22 protein-coding genes are annotated in these 19,121 nt (G+C 52.1%); 7 read left to right on the top strand and 15 right to left on the bottom strand.

The genetic code is table 11. The annotated features are described in order from the left end of the window. Positions 1-102 precede the first annotated feature (102 nt). Together P8T57_RS08780 and P8T57_RS08785 are read right to left on the bottom strand one after the other, a co-directional pair. On the bottom strand, positions 103-432 hold the full coding sequence (locus P8T57_RS08780) for a (2Fe-2S) ferredoxin domain-containing protein (protein ID WP_341365202.1): 330 nt from the start codon (positions 430-432) through the stop codon (positions 103-105). A 5-nt stretch (positions 433-437) separates the two neighbouring features. Then, on the bottom strand, positions 438-698 hold the full coding sequence (locus P8T57_RS08785; RefSeq protein WP_341365203.1) for a DUF6489 family protein: 261 nt from the start codon (positions 696-698) through the stop codon (positions 438-440). A 293-nt stretch (positions 699-991) separates the two neighbouring features. Here P8T57_RS08785 and P8T57_RS08790 point away from each other — a divergent pair, with 293 nt between their 5' ends. From P8T57_RS08790 to P8T57_RS08800, 3 genes are all read left to right on the top strand, one after another. Then, a complete protein-coding gene (locus tag P8T57_RS08790; RefSeq protein ID WP_341365204.1) occupies positions 992-3,043 on the top strand; it encodes a thioredoxin domain-containing protein in 2,052 nt (683 codons plus the stop codon). A 132-nt stretch (positions 3,044-3,175) separates the two neighbouring features. Beyond that, positions 3,176-3,661, top strand: coding sequence for a methylated-DNA--[protein]-cysteine S-methyltransferase (locus P8T57_RS08795; protein WP_341365205.1), 486 nt, complete (start codon positions 3,176-3,178; stop codon positions 3,659-3,661). Between the two features lie 175 nt (positions 3,662-3,836). Next, positions 3,837-4,811, top strand: a complete 975-nt coding sequence (locus P8T57_RS08800) for a quinone oxidoreductase (RefSeq protein WP_341365206.1) — start codon at positions 3,837-3,839, stop codon at positions 4,809-4,811. Between the two features lie 68 nt (positions 4,812-4,879). Here the strand turns inward: P8T57_RS08800 and P8T57_RS08805 are convergent, their stop codons facing one another. After that, positions 4,880-5,431, bottom strand: coding sequence for an HD domain-containing protein (locus tag P8T57_RS08805; RefSeq protein WP_341365207.1), 552 nt, complete (start codon positions 5,429-5,431; stop codon positions 4,880-4,882). A gap of 138 nt (positions 5,432-5,569) precedes the next feature. On the opposite strand from P8T57_RS08805, the gene P8T57_RS08810 reads away from it, so the two are divergent. Then, the gene (locus tag P8T57_RS08810; RefSeq protein WP_341365208.1) at positions 5,570-5,872 is read left to right on the top strand and encodes a hypothetical protein; all 303 of its coding nucleotides are present in this window, start codon (positions 5,570-5,572) and stop codon (positions 5,870-5,872) included. A 257-nt stretch (positions 5,873-6,129) separates the two neighbouring features. Here the strand turns inward: P8T57_RS08810 and rho are convergent, their stop codons facing one another. The 10 genes from rho to P8T57_RS08860 all read right to left on the bottom strand — a co-directional run bounded on the left by rho (position 6,130) and on the right by P8T57_RS08860 (position 13,777). Continuing rightward, positions 6,130-7,392 (bottom strand): transcription termination factor Rho, encoded by a 1,263-nt coding sequence (gene rho / locus P8T57_RS08815; RefSeq protein WP_007088512.1) that lies wholly within the window; start codon positions 7,390-7,392, stop codon positions 6,130-6,132. Positions 7,393-7,725: 333 nt separating this feature from the next. After that, the gene (locus P8T57_RS08820) at positions 7,726-8,085 is read right to left on the bottom strand and encodes a helix-turn-helix domain-containing protein (protein ID WP_037989003.1); all 360 of its coding nucleotides are present in this window, start codon (positions 8,083-8,085) and stop codon (positions 7,726-7,728) included. Then, a complete protein-coding gene (locus P8T57_RS08825) occupies positions 8,082-8,729 on the bottom strand; it encodes a Smr/MutS family protein (RefSeq protein ID WP_063092272.1) in 648 nt (215 codons plus the stop codon). The genes P8T57_RS08820 and P8T57_RS08825 overlap by 4 nt, the downstream gene beginning before the upstream one ends. After that, positions 8,707-8,982 (bottom strand): LUD domain-containing protein, encoded by a 276-nt coding sequence (locus P8T57_RS08830; protein WP_223304925.1) that lies wholly within the window; start codon positions 8,980-8,982, stop codon positions 8,707-8,709. Before P8T57_RS08830 ends, P8T57_RS08825 begins: the two co-directional genes overlap by 23 nt. A gap of 88 nt (positions 8,983-9,070) precedes the next feature. Next, positions 9,071-9,883 (bottom strand): transporter substrate-binding domain-containing protein, encoded by an 813-nt coding sequence (locus P8T57_RS08835; protein ID WP_223304927.1) that lies wholly within the window; start codon positions 9,881-9,883, stop codon positions 9,071-9,073. 190 nt (positions 9,884-10,073) lie between these two features. Next, positions 10,074-10,787, bottom strand: coding sequence for a DNA polymerase III subunit epsilon (dnaQ, locus tag P8T57_RS08840; RefSeq protein WP_341365209.1), 714 nt, complete (start codon positions 10,785-10,787; stop codon positions 10,074-10,076). Next, positions 10,780-11,382, bottom strand: coding sequence for a dephospho-CoA kinase (gene coaE, locus P8T57_RS08845; RefSeq protein WP_341365210.1), 603 nt, complete (start codon positions 11,380-11,382; stop codon positions 10,780-10,782). The genes dnaQ and coaE overlap by 8 nt, the downstream gene beginning before the upstream one ends. 31 nt (positions 11,383-11,413) lie before the next feature. Further along, entirely contained in the window at positions 11,414-12,280 is an 867-nt protein-coding gene (locus tag P8T57_RS08850; protein WP_063092267.1) for a shikimate dehydrogenase, read from the bottom strand. A 31-nt stretch (positions 12,281-12,311) separates the two neighbouring features. Beyond that, complete coding sequence (locus P8T57_RS08855; RefSeq protein ID WP_341365211.1) at positions 12,312-12,908, bottom strand: Maf family protein; 597 nt, start codon at positions 12,906-12,908, stop codon at positions 12,312-12,314. Between the two features lie 44 nt (positions 12,909-12,952). Next, positions 12,953-13,777, bottom strand: coding sequence for a pyruvate, water dikinase regulatory protein (locus tag P8T57_RS08860; RefSeq protein ID WP_037989244.1), 825 nt, complete (start codon positions 13,775-13,777; stop codon positions 12,953-12,955). Between the two features lie 666 nt (positions 13,778-14,443). On the opposite strand from P8T57_RS08860, the gene hemE reads away from it, so the two are divergent. The 3 genes from hemE to hemJ all read left to right on the top strand — a co-directional run bounded on the left by hemE (position 14,444) and on the right by hemJ (position 17,293). Then, the gene (hemE, locus tag P8T57_RS08865; protein ID WP_341365212.1) at positions 14,444-15,481 is read left to right on the top strand and encodes a uroporphyrinogen decarboxylase; all 1,038 of its coding nucleotides are present in this window, start codon (positions 14,444-14,446) and stop codon (positions 15,479-15,481) included. Positions 15,482-15,659: 178 nt separating this feature from the next. Continuing rightward, complete coding sequence (hemH, locus tag P8T57_RS08870; RefSeq protein ID WP_341365213.1) at positions 15,660-16,772, top strand: ferrochelatase; 1,113 nt, start codon at positions 15,660-15,662, stop codon at positions 16,770-16,772. Positions 16,773-16,864: 92 nt separating this feature from the next. Beyond that, complete coding sequence (gene hemJ / locus P8T57_RS08875; RefSeq protein WP_037989028.1) at positions 16,865-17,293, top strand: protoporphyrinogen oxidase HemJ; 429 nt, start codon at positions 16,865-16,867, stop codon at positions 17,291-17,293. A 121-nt stretch (positions 17,294-17,414) separates the two neighbouring features. On the opposite strand, the gene secB is transcribed toward hemJ, so the two are convergent. Together secB and P8T57_RS08885 are read right to left on the bottom strand one after the other, a co-directional pair. Next, positions 17,415-17,909: a protein-export chaperone SecB gene (gene secB / locus P8T57_RS08880; RefSeq protein WP_007088499.1), complete on the bottom strand. Its 495-nt coding sequence runs from the start codon at positions 17,907-17,909 to the stop codon at positions 17,415-17,417. A gap of 384 nt (positions 17,910-18,293) precedes the next feature. Continuing rightward, positions 18,294-18,872, bottom strand: a complete 579-nt coding sequence (locus tag P8T57_RS08885; protein WP_341365214.1) for an FxsA family protein — start codon at positions 18,870-18,872, stop codon at positions 18,294-18,296. Positions 18,873-19,121 lie beyond the last annotated feature (249 nt).

Genomic DNA, 19,121 nt, shown 5'->3' on the forward strand with positions numbered 1-19,121 from the left:
ACTTGTCACCGTTCTCGTTGCCGGAAAACACAAAACGACCCCTGTCGGAGCCGTTTGAAGTGATTGTCCTAATGATGATGCCGCGCATCGCGCCTTACCGGTTTATCGATCCGGGCTTAGGCGCAGCCGTTCAACCACCTTTCCCCCGACCAGATGGTCATTAAGGATGGTATCAATATCTTCGATCGTCTCGTAACGATACCAAGTGCCTTCGGGATAGATAACCATCACCGGCCCCAGTTCGCAGCGATCAAGACATCCAGCGGTATTGATACGAGTCATCGGCAGACCCAGTTCCTTGGCGCGAACCTTCATGTAATTGCGAAGCTTCGTAGCACCCTTGGAATTGCAGCATCCGCGTTCGTGCGTCGCGGGGCGCTCGTTCTGGCACACGAAAACATGCGCCTGATAAAAATGTGCCTCGGTCGTCAAGCTAGTCAGTCCTTGCTGTTCTTGCCAGTGGTGTTTCCGGCAGCGTTAAACTGGCTCCAGAAGGCTTTCTGAAGCTGTTCCCAGTTCTGCATGCCCTGCGGCAGCCAGGTATTGAGCATGGTTTCGGGATCCATCGCCGCAAGATTAGCTTTCATCCGGTCCTCGATATCTTTCATCAAGGCCTGCTGCATAGGCTGCACATCGGGCAGACCAAAAAAGGTGCGCAGTTCTTCCGGCGTGCAATCAATATCCACGGAAACTTTCATCGCCCTGATCTCCTCTGTTTGATCTTCTGCTTTTTATTGGGTCCATTATGGACGCCCGTGCGAAGTTCTCAATCACTATCGACCTCAGAGCACTTCCAATCAGTTAAAAGCCGATAAAATCGCAATATATTGCTAATCCAATCCCTTTACCCCCCTTGTCTTTCGCTTCAGGGGCTTTACCCTTACATCCATAGAATGAATATCAGCAATGGGATGGAACACTTCCCTTCCCGCAAACCATAAAAAGCCCGCCACCTTCACAGGAAATCCGGACGGGCACAGGATACGACGCCATGAAACTTGCGCAGAACAATCTTGGTTCGGAAACCAGCCCCTATCTTTTGCAGCACCGTGACAATCCGGTGCATTGGCAACCCTGGAGTACCGAGGTTCTTGCCGCGGCCAAGGCCGCAAACAAGCCTGTTCTGCTGTCGGTTGGCTATGCGGCGTGTCACTGGTGCCATGTTATGGCACATGAAAGTTTCGAGGACGATGGTATCGCGGCCCTGATGAACGAGCTGTTTGTGAATATTAAGCTAGACCGCGAGGAACGCCCCGATCTTGATAGTGTCTATCAGAATGCGCTGGCATTGCTGGGTCAGCAGGGCGGATGGCCGTTGACCATGTTCCTGACGCCGGATGGCGAACCGTTCTGGGGTGGGACCTATTTCCCCAAGGAGGCCCGGTATGGCCGCCCGGGATTTGCCGATGTTTTGAAGTCGGTTTCAGAAATCTATACCCAACAGCCGGATAACATCCGCCATAACGTTGCACAGATCGGTCAGGCGCTGATTAAAATGAATAGCGGTGCAACCGGGTCGATGCCGTCGCTCGCGATGATTGATCAGTGCGGTCATGGCTGCTTACAGATCATGGACGGCGAAAATGGCGGCACCAATGGTGCACCAAAATTCCCGCAACCAAGCCTTCTGGCCCTTATATGGCGTGTCGGAGTTCGCACCAACGATACCGATCTTAAACGCATCGTCCGCCACAGCCTTGATCGCATGTGCCAGGGCGGGATTTATGACCATGTCGGTGGCGGTTTTGCCCGTTATGCGGTCGATGACCAATGGCTGGTGCCGCATTTTGAAAAGATGCTGTATGATAATGCGCAGCTGATTGATCTTTTGTGTGATGTCTGGCGTGAAACCGGCAACACGCTTTATGAAGCCCGCATTTCCGAAACCATCGACTGGATACTGCGCGATATGCGAGTCCCCGGCGGAGCCTTTGCCGCCAGCCTTGATGCCGACAGCGAGGGTGTAGAAGGCAAGTTCTATGTCTGGGACGAAGCCGAAATTAACGCCATTCTTGGCAATGATGCCGCCCTGTTCAAGGATATCTATGACGTCAGTCCCTCGGGCAACTGGGAACATAAAAATATCCTGAACCGCACGCAATCGGGCCTTGGCCTTGCGGACCGAACGACGGAAAAGAAACTTTCGGAAACACGGACAAAGCTTTTGGCAGTGCGCAACAAGCGCATCTGGCCGGGATGGGATGACAAGGCTCTGACCGACTGGAACGCTATGACCATCGCAGCTTTGGCTGAAGCCGCAATGGTGTTCAAGCGCGCAGACTGGCTTGATTATGCAAAGCTTGCCTATAATTTTGTGATCAACAGCCTGATGACTGGCGAAAGCAATGACCGGCGCTTCCTGCATAGTTATCGCAATGGAAAGGCACAGCATGCCGGGATGCTCGAAGATTACGCGCACATGATCCGCGCTGCTTTGCGGCTTTATGAATGCTTTGGCGAGGATGCATACCTTCGCGAAGCCACCGAATGGTGCGAAGCAGTCGAAAACCTGTTTGCCGACACCAAAGGTGGTTATTTCCAATCGGCATCTGATGCCGATGATCTGGTTGTGCGCCAGAAACCGCATATGGATAATGCGGTTCCGGCTGGGAATTCGGTCATGGCACAAAATCTGGCGCGGCTTTATGCCCTGACCGGCGATACCAAATATCGCGACCGGGCGGAAATCACCATTGCCGCCTTTGCCGGGCGATTAAACGAACAATTTCCCAACATGCCTGGCCTTCTTCTGGCAGCCGAAATGCTGCAAAATCCGCTTCAGATCGTGCTGATCGCCAAGGAACGCAGCCAGATGTACATGGAAATGCGGCGTGCCATCTTTGCCGCCTATCTGCCAAACCGTGCGATCACCATTCTGGCCGACACCGATGCCCTGCCCGACCTGCACCCAGCCAAGGGAAAAACCGCGATTGACGGACATGAGACAGCCTATGTCTGTAAGGGGTCGGTCTGTTCCGCCCCGGTTACTAATGTCGCCGACCTTGCCAAGCTGCTTGCCAATTTACCAAATAAGTCGACATAAGAAGAGCCGCTGATACGATGCCTGCTCAACTCGGATGTTTCACGTGAAACATCCGATGGTTGGCCTCCTCCTCCGGCGTCCAAAAATTAATTATGCCTTTTACCCCTTCCCACAAGCCGCAGGATTTCGACCATGCCGCAGATTTCGATGAACAGCCCGGTCGGGGCGATTACAATTTTCGAATTCGACGATCAGATCGTCGCCGTCGATTGGGGCTTTGTCGAGAATATGGAACCGAGTCCGGTCCTGAGCGATGCCAAAGCGCAACTCAATGCCTATTTCGATGGCAAGCTTGATGCCTTCAACCTGCCGCTGGCGCCCGATGGCACCGATTTCCATAAGGCGGTATGGGATGCGATGTGCAAAATCCCGCGCGGCAAAACAGCGACTTATAAAGATTTGGCAATTGCCGCCGGGGCACCAACAGCCTATCAAGCGGTCGGCACAGCCTGCGGGCTTAATCCGATCCCGATCATCATTCCGTGTCACAGGGTTCTGGCAAGCGGCGGCAAACCGGGTGGTTATTCCGGCGATGGCGGGCTTGAAACAAAACGCGCGCTTTTGAAAATAGAAGGCATCGATCTGGTTATCCCAAGCGATCAGGGCAACCTGTTCTGAACAAAGCGGCTATCAGCCAATTTTGTCTGGCATTCCATCAGATGAAATACCGTCTTTTAACATCCGTCGGAACGGGCAAAACCAAACCTGCCGGATAGCAAAATGCCGTTTTCTGACATAGACTTGGTCCATTGATCAGACAAGCGCCAAAATGGCGCATTAACGGGAGGTCTCCATGACCAAAGCTTTCCGATTTTATGAAACCGGCGGCAGCGATGTCCTGCGTTTTGAAGATGTCGAGGTTGGTGCACCAAGTACCGGTGAAGTTCGCCTGCGACAGGAAGCCATCGGACTGAACTATATCGATATCTATTTCCGTTCCGGGGTTTATCCGGCCCCGTCCCTGCCATCGGGCCTAGGGCTTGAAGGTTCGGGCGTGATCGAGGCGGTTGGTGACGGCGTAGCCGACCTTGCAGTTGGTGATCGGGTTGCCTATGCTGCACAACCGCTTGGCGCCTATGCCGAGGCCCGCGTGATGCCAGCCAAGGGTCTGGTTAAAATCCCGGACGGAATCAGCTTTGATCTTGCAGCCGCCGCCATGTTGCAGGGCATGACGGCACAATATCTGCTGCGCCGAACCTATCACGTCAAAAAAGGCGATACGATCCTTATCCATGCGGCTGCAGGCGGGGTTGGCCAGATTGTCTGCCAGTGGGCCAAACATCTGGGTGCCACCGTAATAGGCACCGTCGGATCGAAGGAGAAAGCCGAGATCGCCAAATCCAAGGGCTGCGATTATCCGATCCTCTATCGGGAGGAAAAGGTATCCGAGCGCGTCAAAGAGATCACCAACGGCCAGGGCGTTGAAGTTGTTTATGATTCGGTCGGCAAGGATACCTTTGACGACTCGCTCGATTGCCTGAAACGTCTTGGCATGATGGTCAGTTTCGGCCAGTCATCAGGCGCCGTTCCGCCAATCCCGCTTAAGGCACTCGCACCCGGGGCCTATTTCCTGACCCGGCCAAGCGTCTTCCAGTATACCGCCACCCGCGAAGAGCTTCTGGCGACTGCAAACGAGCTGTTTGACGTCCTGAAAACTGGTGTGGTGAAGATTGATATCGGCGCGACATATGACCTTGCGGATGCAAAACACGCACATGACGACCTTGAAGGCCGCAAAACAACGGGCTCGGTCATCCTGAAACCGTAAGACGGTATCGCATTGAAAAACATCGATTCACGCCTTTGCGGAAATGATAGGAAAAGGAAGAGGCAGGGTTAAACCCCCGCCTCTTCCTTTTCCGTGTGCCAGGCACGAACATCGCGCGCGATAGCATCGAAACGATCCGACAGGCCGGAGCTAACCGCACGGCACGGAGCAATGACAGCTTCAGCCCAATCGACATAGCGCAGAATCTGTTCTCGGTCCCAACCAACCGGGGTATCGGTCAACATCGCGCCAACATTGGCGACCTTATCGGCCAGACGGACCAGTTTAGCCCCGTTACTAAGATGCGGGGCGGTTTCGATCTGGCGGGCTTTGCGCTCATCGCGCGGCAGCGCCTTGTCATCGCTGACTTCAAGGACGATATCGGCGATCATTTCATTGAAACAGGCGGCAATTTCATCGCGAGTCGCCCCGCAATCCTCGATCACATCATGCAGGACCGCAGCACAGAGCACGTATTCATCCGTATGCGGTTCACATTCGACGATCAGGCGCGATACCTCGATCGGGTGATTGATGTAGGGTTCATGGGCCGGGCCTTTGCGGCGCTGGTCACGATGCGCGCGGGCGGCAAAATCGACGGATTTCAGTAAAAGCTGCATCAGCCTTGAAAAAAGTAGTGGAAGAACGAGACCAGAGTCACATTTGATTGCGGCTACTGCAAGCATTGATGGCTATCGACATCAAAAATATATGCCCCACATACAGGAAAGAGCCAAAATCAAAGAGGTACGCGAGACATGCCCGAGGAAATGAATCTTAAACTAACCTTGCAAAATACCGGCACCGAACCTCTGCATTTAACCAGTCTGGCACCGCAAACCGGCTGGAAATCAGCCCCGCCCCATCATCTGGCCGCCAATAACCAAATCGATTGCGAAATCGTCGCTGCTGATGAGCTGACAATCACCCTTCGATACGGGGTGCATCATATAGGGCTTCATTTTGGTAATGGAAAGCTGCATGTCGAACCGGGTGATAGCAAACTGATTCGGCAGAAACTTGACGGTCACAATGCCGAACTAACATTGGCAATGACCTGAATAGCGAAGTGTTTCACATGAAACATCCCGCAAGGTTGCAGATCAGGCCCGGTTCCGGCGAGTGCCTGCCATTCGGCGGCCCGCACAGCACAGATATATTCATCGCGCAAAGGCAACCTGTCACTGTTCAAGCGAAGTAGATCACAGTGATCTACCGCACTCATAAACCTGTCGGATACCTCCTGTCGGCAAACAAAAACCCCCGACAGATTGTCGGGGGTTTTCCATGACGGGTCGATTACAGGATCGAACGGCGATCAGCCATTCATTGAATCGAAGAAATCGTCGTTGTTTTTTGTCGATTTGAGCTTACCGAGCAGGAATTCCATCGCATCCTGCGGCCCCATCGGGTTGAGGATACGGCGCAGAACCCACATTTTGGAGAGCGCGCTTTTTTCGACCAGCAGTTCTTCCTTACGGGTACCCGATTTAAGAATATCGATCGCCGGGAAGATACGTTTGTCGGACAGTTTGCGATCCAGAATAAGCTCGGAGTTACCAGTACCTTTGAATTCTTCAAAGATGACCTCGTCCATGCGCGAACCGGTATCAATCAGGGCAGTTGCGATGATGGTCAGCGAACCGCCTTCTTCTATGTTACGTGCCGCACCGAAAAAGCGTTTCGGACGCTGCAGGGCGTTGGCATCGACACCACCGGTCAGAACCTTGCCGGAGCTTGGAACGACAGTGTTGTAAGCACGTGCAAGACGAGTGATGGAGTCCAGCAGGATGACGACATCGTGCTTGTGCTCAACCAGGCGTTTTGCCTTTTCCAGAACCATTTCAGTGACCTGGACGTGACGCTGTGCGGGTTCGTCGAAGGTCGAACTGATGACCTCGCCCTTCACGGAACGGTCCATGTCGGTCACTTCTTCCGGGCGTTCATCAATCAGAAGAACGATCAGATAGGCTTCCGGGTGGTTTTCCTCAATCGCGTGCGCAATGTTTTGCAGCATCACGGTTTTACCGGTGCGCGGCGGTGCGACGATCAGGGCACGCTGACCTTTACCAAGCGGGGAAACAAGTTCAATCACACGGTTCGTGATGTCCTTGTTGCCTTCCTGATCAAGGTGGCGCTCCATCTTGAGCGGTTCGTCCGGGTAAAGCGGGGTCAGGTTATCGAAATTGATGCGATGGCGGACTTTTTCGGGCGCATCAAAGTTGACCTTGTCGACCTTGAGCAGCGCGAAATAACGCTCGCCCTCCTTGGGCGAACGAATCTGGCCTTCAACCGTATCGCCCGTGCGCAGACCAAAGCGCCTAACCTGGCTCGGCGAGACATAGATATCGTCCGGACCGGCAAGATAGTTTGCCTCGGGACTGCGCAGGAAGCCAAAGCCGTCTGGCAGAACCTCCAACACGCCTTCGCCGAAAATGGCATGATCGTTTTCGGCCAGCTGTTTGAGAATGGCAAACATCAGCTCCTGTTTACGGAGCGTGCTGGCGTTTTCGATTTCGAGTTCCTCGGACAGGGCAAGAAGCTCCGTCGGGGATTTCTTTTTGAGTTCCTGAAGATGCATATGTGCGTTTAATGATCTTGTGATTGCCGGGAAAGGCGATGATTGAAAGGAGAGGAGATATAGAGAGGAATACGGTTGACGATCAGGCAGATCATAGTTTCTGCGGACCGGTCAGAACCTTGTAGTTGTGAAGCAGACAGGACTGTTTCATGTTTCGGGTGTAAAACACCACAGATTGATAACGCCGATTGAACCAATAGTCAAACCGTGTTTCAAGCCATTAAGGCAATATCACGTGCACCTGTTGCAGAACTGCCATGCCATCGCCTGCCCAAGCTAAACCGGCGAAAGATATTCTTCAACCAACTGGCGAACCTTCGTGCATCTGTCTGGTCAACCAACCCGTTCGCGGACTATCGCCAGCATACGGGCAAGCTGATCATCGCTTAAACCGGCAATCCGTTCCGACAGAAGATTGGCAAGTTCGGTTGCCTCTGGCTCAAGCCCGGCGGTATCTACCGTTACCTTGGGATGAGAAAGCTGTGCCAGGCGTTTGATTTCGTCAACTTCATCCCAGACCAGATTGAAATAGCCGCAGATTTGCTGCACCAGACCCGGGCTTGGCCGGCCACGATGGCCATGTTCAAGCGCGGAAAGGTATGCTGGCGAGAGCTGCAAGGCGTTTGCCATATCGGTCAGGGTGACATTATGCCGCGCCCGTAATTCGCGAATACGATTGCCAAAGGGTGTCACGGGCGTCTCCGTTTCAGCAGAACATAAAAAGCGCCCGATCCGCCGTGCTGGATACGGGCTTCGCTGATGGCAAGAATACGGGTGCGGAGCCTTGGCGCGCTTAGCCATTGCGGGGTGCGTTGGCGCAAAAGACCGGTGCGGCCATATTCATCAGCACGCGATCCTTTGCCCGTAATCACCAGAACACACCGTTTTCCGGCCCGCCAGCTGTCTTCGATAAAAGCATTCAGTGCATGGTGGGCGACATCCTGGGTCATGCCGTGCAGATCGATACGTCCGTCGATTGACATCTGGCCTTTCTGGAATTTTTTGGCCGTCGACTTATCAATGTTATCGGTGACACCGGGTTCAAGTTCGGCCAAGGCGCGATTCTTTATCTGCGGGCCTCGATCAGCATTGCGTGCAGATGGCAGATTGCGCGCAGCCCGGACTTCTTCAGCCTTCTTGATTTCGCCTTGCAGGTCATCAGGAAGCGGCATCGCCGTATCGCTTTTGGGATGATCTTCGTCCAGTTCGAACACGGCGTCGCTGCCCTTGCGCTGTTTGGAATGCAGGGGTTTGACATCACGCGTGAAAATTTCCCAAAGGGCCTTTTCTTCGTCGCTGACGGAGCGCCGTCTTTTATGGGTTTTCTTTTGTGTCATCCACCAGAACGATATGCAAACGGCGCGGTCCGTGCGCGCCTAGCTGTATCGTCTGTTCGATATCGCCTGTTCGCGACGGGCCTGTCACCCAAAGGAATGTTCGCGGCATATTGCCGTTTCCTTCCCATTCGCGCAACCGTGCCCATACTTCTTCGTAAGTTCCGACGATGTCGCTGACTTTTAAAACGACAATACGGGTGTCGGGAAGCATATTGAGCGTAAAGGCATATCGGCCCAGAGTAAACCAAGCCATAGGCATGACCGCCAACCGCGCCATAAACCGAACAATGGTGGGTCCAAAGCCTGATGATCACTACATGTGCGAATGTTCATAAACCGTATCAATCATCCCGCCCGAAAAGATCAAGACAGGCAACACCGTTATTGTCGAGGTTCAACATTGCTCGCAGAAACGCACTGTCGGTATTCGAAGACAAGCCATGTCTCTCACGTAAATTAATGAATTGGCCACTTTGCTTAATCTTATCGAGAGAGTTCTGAAGTTTTTTGATCTCGTCAATCGGGGCCGCATTGCTGATGGCAATATAAAGAAAACAACTGCGATATGGTAAAATCCCGTCAATATCGCGTTGCTGAGCACTGGGATCGACAATGTCGCGATATTGGCGCAGAACCGAACCACCAATTGCAATCAGATCCACACGATCAGCATGTAACATAGGCAGTAAAAGCTCTTCGCGTGGAACCAGAACAAGCTGTTGTGCGCCGCGTTTACGTAAATAGGGTTCACGCGCCGATCCCAACAAAACACCGATCCGTGCCGAGGACAGGATGTTATCAAAGCTCATATCCTGCCATTTGGCACCGGCGTAACCATAAAGGTTCCAGATGGTGCGACTGATCGGCCCAACCCATTTGAAGCTGTCTTCGCGATCCGCGGTTCGAGTTGTCGGATAGATTACATGCCGGGTGCCCTGCACCGCCTGTTCCATAACCCGCTTCCAGGGTGCTTGCGCCGCAATGACATAGGGCAGACCAGCATCGTTAAACAGAGTCGTGACAAGATCATCAAAATAGCCCGGTTCGGGACGGACTTTATCACGACCGCCCTCAGACGCATGAATGGTATAGGCAAGTTCGCCATCGATGAGGGTGTCTGTTTGCTGCAACTGGATCGGGGATTGGTCACCCAATTGATATTGGGCGCTCGCATCGCGGGTTGGGATCCCCGACAGAAGCATTGCAGTGATCAAACATCCGATTACACCCGGCTTGTTGAAAAGCGGCGAGTTCAAGAACGGGAGTTCAAAAAGCAAAAAGACGATCTGACAAAAAAAAGAAGTTCTAAAAAAAACGGCATATCGGGAAAACATGCCGGTCACATCATACCTCTTCGTGCTTTAGCCAAAAGGCACCGGAAAGCTTTGTTTCAATATAGGCGCGATGTGCAGCCAATTCTTCGTCGCTGACGATATGGAGCCGTGGTTCAAGACGATTTTCCTTTGGCCCCACCACCATGCGCGGGGTATTCGCGGTCTCCTTTGCTTTGTCCTTGGCATTGGAATCAAGCAAAAGTCCATGTTGCCGCCCCCCCAGCAGTTCAAGATAAACCAGCGCCAACAGATCGGAATCGAGCAGTGCGCCGTGCAGGGTACGGTTCGAGTTATCGATCTTGAAACGACGACACAGCGCATCGAGGCTGACCGGAGAACCAGGGAATTTTTTGCGCGCCATCTGCACGGTGTCAATCGCGCGATTCATGTCAATTTTCGGCTTGCTCAGCCATTCAAGTTCTGCGTTCAGGAATTTCATATCGAACGCAGCGTTATGGATCACAAGAAGCGAATCATCACCGATAAATTCGAGGAAATCATCGACAATTTCGGCAAAAACAGGCTGGTCTTTAAGGAAATCGTCACCCAGACCGTGAACGTCAAATGCCTCTTTTGGCATCGGACGCTGTGGATTGATATATTGGTGATATTGCTGTCCCGTCGGCATGTGATTGATCAACTCGATGCAACCGATTTCCACCAGACGATGGTCTGCATATGGATCAAGGCCGGTGGTTTCCGTATCAAGGACAATTTCACGCATGTCGGGTCCGATTTTCCAGTTGGTCAACGATGGTCCGTATCTTAGCGAAAGTTACCGCCCGCCCCAAGCCTGTCGGGATGATGAAATCGGCTTTGCGACGTTTTTCGCGATCGGGCATCTGTTTGGCAAGAATGGCGGAAAATTTGGCCTCCGTCATCCCCGATCGCGCCATAACACGTTGGCGTTGAATGAACTCCGGCGCTGATACTACTGCAACTTGATCGCAGCGTTTTTCGCCCGCCGTTTCAAACAGAAGTGGGATATCAAGTACAACCAATGGTCTTTGCGCCAGACGGTTCTGCTTTAGAAATCGGTTTTCTTCACCGCGAACCAGCGGGTGCAGGATTGCTTCAAGACATTTCAGCGCATCGGAATCGGCAAAAACGATTGGTCCGAGTATCTGGCGATCAATACGGCCGTCTTGCAGGACATCAGGGAATGCCGAAATGATCGGTTCAAATGCCGCCCCATCCGGTGCCATCAAATGATGTACGCTGGCATCGGCATCATGAACCGGCACACCGAGATAGCGGAACATCCCCGCCGCTGTCGATTTACCCATGCCGATGGACCCGGTCAGTCCCAAAATCACCATAATAAATAGTGTCCTGTGATCTTAATTCGGATTAATCTGGCAAAAGCACGAATTCGCGAAGCTCTGGCGTAACCTCTGGATCAATCCCGAACCAGCGATGGAAACCCGGTCGTGCCTGATGCAGCAACATGCCTAACCCGTCAACCACTTGATTGCCGCGTTTTTTGGCCTGTGCCAGCAGATCGGTTATCAGCGGTGCATAAACGATATCGGTAACAAGGGCTGTTTGCGGCAAACCTTCAAGATCGATTTCAAGTTTCGGCTGTCCAACCATGCCAAGGCTTGTGGTATTGACCACAAGTGCCGCATCGGCAAGGCTTGCGGGATCAAGCGGCCAGTTCACAACATTTATCCGGGGATCATTAATCTCGGTCGCCAGATCTTCAGCGCGTTTGCGTGTACGATTGGCAATACGGATTTCGGGACTGCCTTCGTCAAGCAGGGCAATCAAAACCGCGCGCGATGCCCCACCCGCACCCAGCACCACCGCCGGACCAGACGCAAAATCGATATTCGGGGCTTCTTGGCAAAGGTTTTCGATAAAACCGAACCCATCGGTATTATCGCCCAGCATGCGGCCATCCTTGGCAAAGGTCACGGTATTGACTGCCCCAATGCGACGGGCACGGTTGGACAGTTCATCACATTCGGGCATCGCCATTTCCTTTTGCGGAATGGTGACATTGACCCCGGAAAAACCCAGATTACGCAAGGATTTCAGGGCATCCTGAAAATTATCCGGCTCTACCGGGAGCGGCATATAGCAACCGTCGATCCCGTATTTTGCCAGCCAGTAACCGTGCAGACGCGGCGATTTCGAGTGCGATACCGGCCAGCCCATCACACCGGCAAGGCGCGAGGTACCCGACAGGGTTCGATAAGGGGTTCGCGAAATCATAATGAAGAATTTCCTGCCTGAATGTCTTTTATTATGCCTTGAGAATACCGTGATCACGCAAGAAGCCAATCAGCGGCAAAAGAGGCAGGCCCAGAACGGTAAAATAGTCACCGCGTACTTCGGTGAAAAGCTGCGCGCCAATACCTTCAAGCTGATAACCTCCAACACAGTCGTAAATGTCGTCGCCGGCGGCATCAAGATAGTCTTCGAGCCATTCATCCGTAAAGTTGCGCATGGTCAGATGGGCGGTATCGATGGTGCCCCAGATACGTGATCCTTCCTTATAGATCACGGCCGCCGAAACCAGTTGATGGGTTTTACCGCGAAGCGCCAGAAGCTGGGCACGGGTATTGTCGCGGTCACGCGGCTTGTCAAACCAGATCCCGTTGCATTCCAGCATCTGATCCGCCGCAATAACGATACCATCGGGTTGCTGTCGATACATGCGCAATGCCTTCATTTCGGCGAGCGTTTCGGCGGCTTCGGCAGCACTGGCACCTTCGGCCTTCATTGATTGCTTGTAACCGTCTTCGTCGATCATGGAGGCAATTGCCTCGCAATCCACACCTGAATTTCTCAGCATGGAGTGGCGAGCTTTGCTGCTGGACGCCAGAATCAGTCTGGTCATGTATCGGTATCCTGTAATTTTCTGATGTCTTTGAATTAATCGAATTAATGACCGCGGCGATCATACATGGTCGATAGAATGATCGCCGCGGTTTCTTCGATGGATCGTCTGGTGACGTTGATAATCTTCCAGCTGCGATCAGTAAAATAACGGCGTGCCTGATGGACTTCGTTTCGCACGGCAACCGGGTCAACGTAATCTCCACCCTCGCCGCGCTCGATCTGGCGCAGTCGATTTTTGCGGATCGATACCAGTTGATCAACATCCTTGATCAGGCCAACAACCAGCGGATTTTTAAGCTTGTCGAGTTCAGGGGGCAACGGGCACCCCGGCACAAACGGCACATTGGCGGTTTTGATGCCACGATTTGCCAGATAGACGGAGGTCGGTGTCTTTGACGTACGCGAAACTCCGACAATCACGACATCGGCTTCTTCAAGATCCCAGGTCGATTGCCCGTCATCATGAGACAGCGTGTAATCAATGGCTTCGATCCGGTTGAAATAATCTTCGTCCATTTTATGAAGGGCGCCGGTGCGACCGCGTGATTGCTGTCCCAGATACCCCGCCATCATGGTAATGGTATTATCAAGCACATGGCTGTGCGGTACCTGCAAACGACGACAGCCTTCTTCGAGCTTACGGCGGATATCCATATCGAAAACCGTATAAAGCACGATACCGGGATTGCGTTCGATATCGGCAAGCACACGGGCAAGCTGCGCATCGGTTCGGATCAGCGACCAGACATGTTCATGGGCCCGGACATCGGGAAATTGTGCAATGCAGGCACGTGCCACCCCGTCAACGGTTTCACCGGTCGAGTCCGATACCAGATGGAGGTGAAAGATATTGTCGTCATCAATCATTGCAGACCCGCAATTTTCCAGCATTTCATATTACTTAACCGAAACCCGGTGTTCGATATTTCGATCATCTGCCATATGTCAGGGCACTGCAATCCCAACCATAAATTAAACTGACGGAGTCGGGCCTGTGGATAATTGTGGATAACGGGGGCGACTCCGGCCAAATGTTTTCCACAGATTTTATCCTGCACGTCATACAAAATTTCTCAATGCATTCGTCCCACGGGGGATAAGCGGAAAATTTTTTCCCTAATAGCAGGGATAACAGGGCGAAAACCAGATTAATCCCCGCTATCCCCATTATTCAAAAACGGCTTTTCCCAAGCTCATCCTTGGGAGTCGTTCGGATTCGTCCCCAGTTTTCCCCAAGACCGTTTGAGATGAATCATTTTTCCCGAGTCGCAATGTGGATAAGTTGTGCACCAAATTTGATCCCCGTTATCCACAGGGAACCACTAACAAACAACATCCTTTTTTATTAAAGAAGGTTTTGTTAGAGACACGGTGGAAAAACGGATTGGAAAGGCTTCAGGACACAATTAACGGGTCAGGAACCGGGAACCAGACATAAGCGCCAGATCATCGTGTCTGACAAAAGGATCGGGACTATCATACCCGGAAACAGCCAGCTAAAAGGCAGTTACCGGCAGTCAAACAGGAAACGTCATGCCAAAACCAAACAAGACCTTTTTGCGCGCCCTTGCCGGTGAAATATTGCCGGTACCTCCCATCTGGCTCATGCGTCAGGCGGGTCGCTATCTTCCGGAATATCGCGCAACACGGTCCGAAGCAGGTTCGTTCCTCGATCTTTGCTATAATCCTGATCTTGCGTGTGAAGTTACCTTGCAGCCGTTGCGGCGCTATGACTTCGATGCGGCTATTCTGTTCTCCGATATCCTCGTCATACCACAGGCACTTGGACAGCATTTGGCTTTCAAGCAGGGGGAAGGCCCGCAGCTTGAAGCCATTAGAGATGCTTCGGGACTTGGCATCCTAAATGTTGATCGTATCCATGACACACTGGGGCCGGTTTACGAGACGGTTGCAAAGCTCTCTGCATCCATTCCGTCTCATACCTCTCTCATTGGTTTTGCAGGGGCACCTTGGACGGTTGCGACCTATATGGTTGAAGGAAAGGGCAGCAAGGATTTTGCCAATATTCGCCGCTTTGCTTATGGCGATCCAGACGGGTTTTCACGTCTGATAGACATCCTGGTCGAAGCCACCACGCAATATCTGCTAAAACAGGTTGAAGCAGGTGCGGAATGCATCCAGCTTTTTGAAACTTGGGGCGGAGTACTGTCGGAAAACGGGTTTGAACGCTGGGTGATCGAACCGACCAAAAAGATTGTCGCAAATCTTAAGGTGGTACATCCGGATTTGCCTGTGATTGGCTTCCCAAGGGGTGCTGGCTTGCATCTGATCGACTTTAAACAGCAGACTGGTGTCGATGCCGTTGGTCTTGATAGTGGTGTTCCTTTGAAATGGGTTGCGAAAAAACTTCAGCCATTGGGCCCGGTGCAGGGTAATCTTGATCCGATGTATCTGATTACCGGTGGGGACGAAATGATTGATGAAACCCGCCGTATCCTAGATGTGCTGCGTGATGGTCCGTTCATTTTCAATCTTGGACACGGGATTACCCCGGAAACATCGCCGGAAAATGTCGGCAAGCTGGTCGATTTTATTCGAAATTATCGCTGATAATTGAAATCGATCAAATCGATTGAAAAATTCAATGCGTAAAATGGTTTAAACCCGTTGCACTTCGATACTGATTGGCCATTATAATCGGCAGGATTAAAAGAAGTGGGACGGGTTTATCCAGACAAAACTTCCGGGATGAACCGGACAGTTTCAAAACGCCATGAAGGATATGCCGATGTCCGAACTAAAGCGTAAAAAACGCGCGATCATTCTTTTCAATCTGGGCGGCCCGGATGGGCCGGATGCGGTTAAGCCGTTTCTTTTCAATCTCTTTAATGATCCGGCGATTATTAGCCTGCCCAATCCGTTCCGGTATTTTCTGGCAAAGCTTATTTCATCGCGCCGCGCACCGATTGCGCGCGAGATCTATAACCATATCGGCGGAAAATCGCCGCTGCTGGAATTGACTAAAGATCAGGCGGATGCGCTTGAAACAGCGCTTAACGGGCTTGATGACGGCTATGAAAATCGCTGTTTCATTGCCATGCGTTACTGGAAACCGTTTGCCGATGAAAGTGCGGCCGCGGTTAAGGCATGGGGTGCGGATGAACAGATTTTGTTGCCGCTTTATCCGCAATTTTCAACAACCACCAGCGGATCCTCGGTCAAGGACTGGAAACGGGCCTGTCACAAGGTTAGCCTTGCGGCGCCGATCAAAACCGCGTGTTGTTATCCAACCAATCCTGGCTTTATTGATGCATCGGCTGAAATGGTTAAGGCCGGGTATGAAAATGCCCTGAAAAAGGCTGCCGATCTTGGTGTTGGCAAGCCACGCCTGCTGTTTTCTGCCCATGGTGTGCCCAAGGCAGTGATTACCAAACGTGCTGATCCATATCAGTCGCAGATTGAAAAATCAGCACAAGCCGTGGTCGACAAGATGGCAATTGCCGATCTGGACTGGCTTGTGTGCTATCAAAGCCGTGTAGGGCCGATGGAATGGATTGGCCCGTCGACCGAGCATGAAATTGAACGTGCCGGCAAGGATGGCGTACCATTGGTGATTGTTCCGATTGCCTTTGTTACCGAGCATTCCGAAACGCTGGTCGAGCTGGACATTGAATATCGCGAAATTGCCGATGAGCTGAAAATCCCGGTTTACGAACGTGTTCGAACGGTTTGTTCGCATCCGCTGTTTATCAGTGGCTTGGTTGATGTGGTCAACGAAACCCAGCAGGAACTTGATCAGAACGGACCAGATGATTACGCGGTGGAAACACGTGGCTGGTGGTGCCCGGATGAACATAGCTGTGCGGTGGCCAAACAGCCGATGGGTGCGGGCCCTGCCTGATTATATTGCTGATCGGGCAATTTGACGTTTATCCTGTTTGAAACAAACAATATCGATTGCCCTGTGCCCCGAATCGACCAGAAGAGAGAGACATGGATACCTACAGCGTTATCAAATCCCTGCATGTCATCAGCATTATTGCCTGGATGGCAGGGCTTTTGTATCTGCCGCGGCTTTTTGTCTATCACTGCGAAGTGGCACCGGGTTCCGAAGCCAGCGAGAAGTTCAAGATCATGGAACGCCGGTTGCTGCGCGCGATCATGAATCCGGCGATGATTGCATCATGGATTTTCGGCGGTTATCTGATCCATGCAGCCGGTGTGATGACCGAGGGATGGTTCCACGTCAAATTGCTGTGCGTGGTGCTGATGACCGGGATGCATATGATGATGGCGCGCTATCGCCGTATGTTTGACGCCGATGCAAACACCAAGTCCCAGAAGTTCTTCAGAATTTTGAACGAGGGACCAACCATCCTGATGGTGATTATCGTCTTTATGGTCATTGCCCGCCCGTTCTGATCCGGATGATTTCAGGGTGATTTATCGATCATTTGAAAATCATTTCGGTATTAAAATAAAAAGGCCGCCCGTTTGGCGGCCTTTGTTTTGGTATCGTATCAAATTGACTCAAAGCAGGAAATCAGGCGTTGCCCGCAGGCTGACCTTCCATCTGTTTGGCGAATTTCTTGCGGAAAAGATCAGCAAAATCAATCTGCTGCATCATCAACGGTGGGAAGCCACCATCGGCAGTCAGGTCAGAGATGATTTTGCGTACATACGGGAACAGCATACGCGGAACTTCAATAAGAAGAACCGGCAAACGATGTTCGTCAGCCACATTAAGCGTCACGACGGCACCATAGTGAAGTTCGGCGATGAAGGCGACTTTGTCGGCAACGTCGGCTTTGACGTTGATCTTTACGGTGACTTCGTGAAGTTTCTGGTCTTGGGTCGTGCGCGCCTCGACATCGACATCGATGTTGATTTTCGGCTGCTGTTGCAGGGCTACGCTTTCCGGTGCATTCGGATTTTCGAAGGAAAGATCCTTTATGTACTGGGTGTGGATCGTGATCGGGTTGCCAGTCGGCTTCTGTTCTTCGCCGCCCTGTGCTGCACCGGTGGTGTTCTCGGCCATTAAAGTATAACTCCCTTAAATCTCGGTCTTGATCAGAAACAAGCCGTTCAGAACGTATCTGCCAGGGGATTGGCAGCATGGTCAGATGTTCTGAAACTGGCTGATATGCTTGTTTCTGACGCCGCAACCTTGCGGCATGTCCTTTCATGGCCTAGCATGTCTTCTGGATACGGGCAAGAAAATCGCCGTAACACCCGGTCTAGGTCACAAATGGCGCAAAAAGGCCACTTTGGGTGTGACCAGCAGTAGGTAGCCAAGCCTTGCAGAATGTCGCGCAAGACGTCGAATAGCCGCCAAAACGACAAAAGGTCCCAGCGCGTGGCCAAAGTCCTGTCAGGAACGATCAATGTGATCGGTTATGCCAAACGTGGCGAAGAATTGTCGTTATGAATTCTTGGGCGGCAGATTGCGGGGATCATCGTCATTTCTGCTGTGATCGGTTGTATCCCTGCTTTCGCCATTACCATTGGTGGGACTGACATTTTCGAAATCACCATCAATGATCGGTCCAGTACCCGGACGCCGTCCGCGGCCAGCAGAAGTACCGCCCGACGACGAGCTCTCATTGCTATAGGTTCGGCGCGAGAAATTGGTCCGGATATTGCCCGACTGAACCAGTTTCATGATGACGCCGGCACCAACCGCCTTTCGCAGCGGCGGGACCAGCAACAGAAAGCCCATGGTATCGGTGACAAAACCGGGGGTCAGCAGCAGCACACCAGCAACCAGAATGCAGATGCCGTCAAACAGCTCGCCAATCGGCATTTCGCCTTGATCTATCTGGGCCTGCGCACGTGCTAAGGTTTGCAAACCTTGGGCACGCATCAGTGAGGTTCCGACCACGGCGGTCAGGATGACGATGCCAATCGTTGGCCAAAGGCCAATCAGTTCGCCTGCCTGAATGAAGACGGCAATTTCGATGATCGGCATGGCCACGAAGATGGCCAGAAAATAAAAGCCCATTTTTGCTCCGCTCGGCTTTGCATTTGGTCGATGTGATCAGGTTTGATCACAGTCTGTCAGGTAAACATACTTTGACAGGACCTGTCCGCAAAGCGCAGTATTACATAAACATGTTGGTTTTCAGGTATTTCGCTTTAATCTGACCTGAAAGACTTTCTGAATTTGTCGGCAAATTAACGGTATAACTGGACGAAAATGCGGCAGTTTACCAACGTGTTCGCGACGATATGATGATTGTGCGAATGAACA

It is taken from the genome of Thalassospira sp. SN3W (genome assembly GCF_038070535.1).
In the GTDB taxonomy this organism is placed as follows: Bacteria; Pseudomonadota; Alphaproteobacteria; order Rhodospirillales; family Thalassospiraceae; genus Thalassospira; species Thalassospira xiamenensis.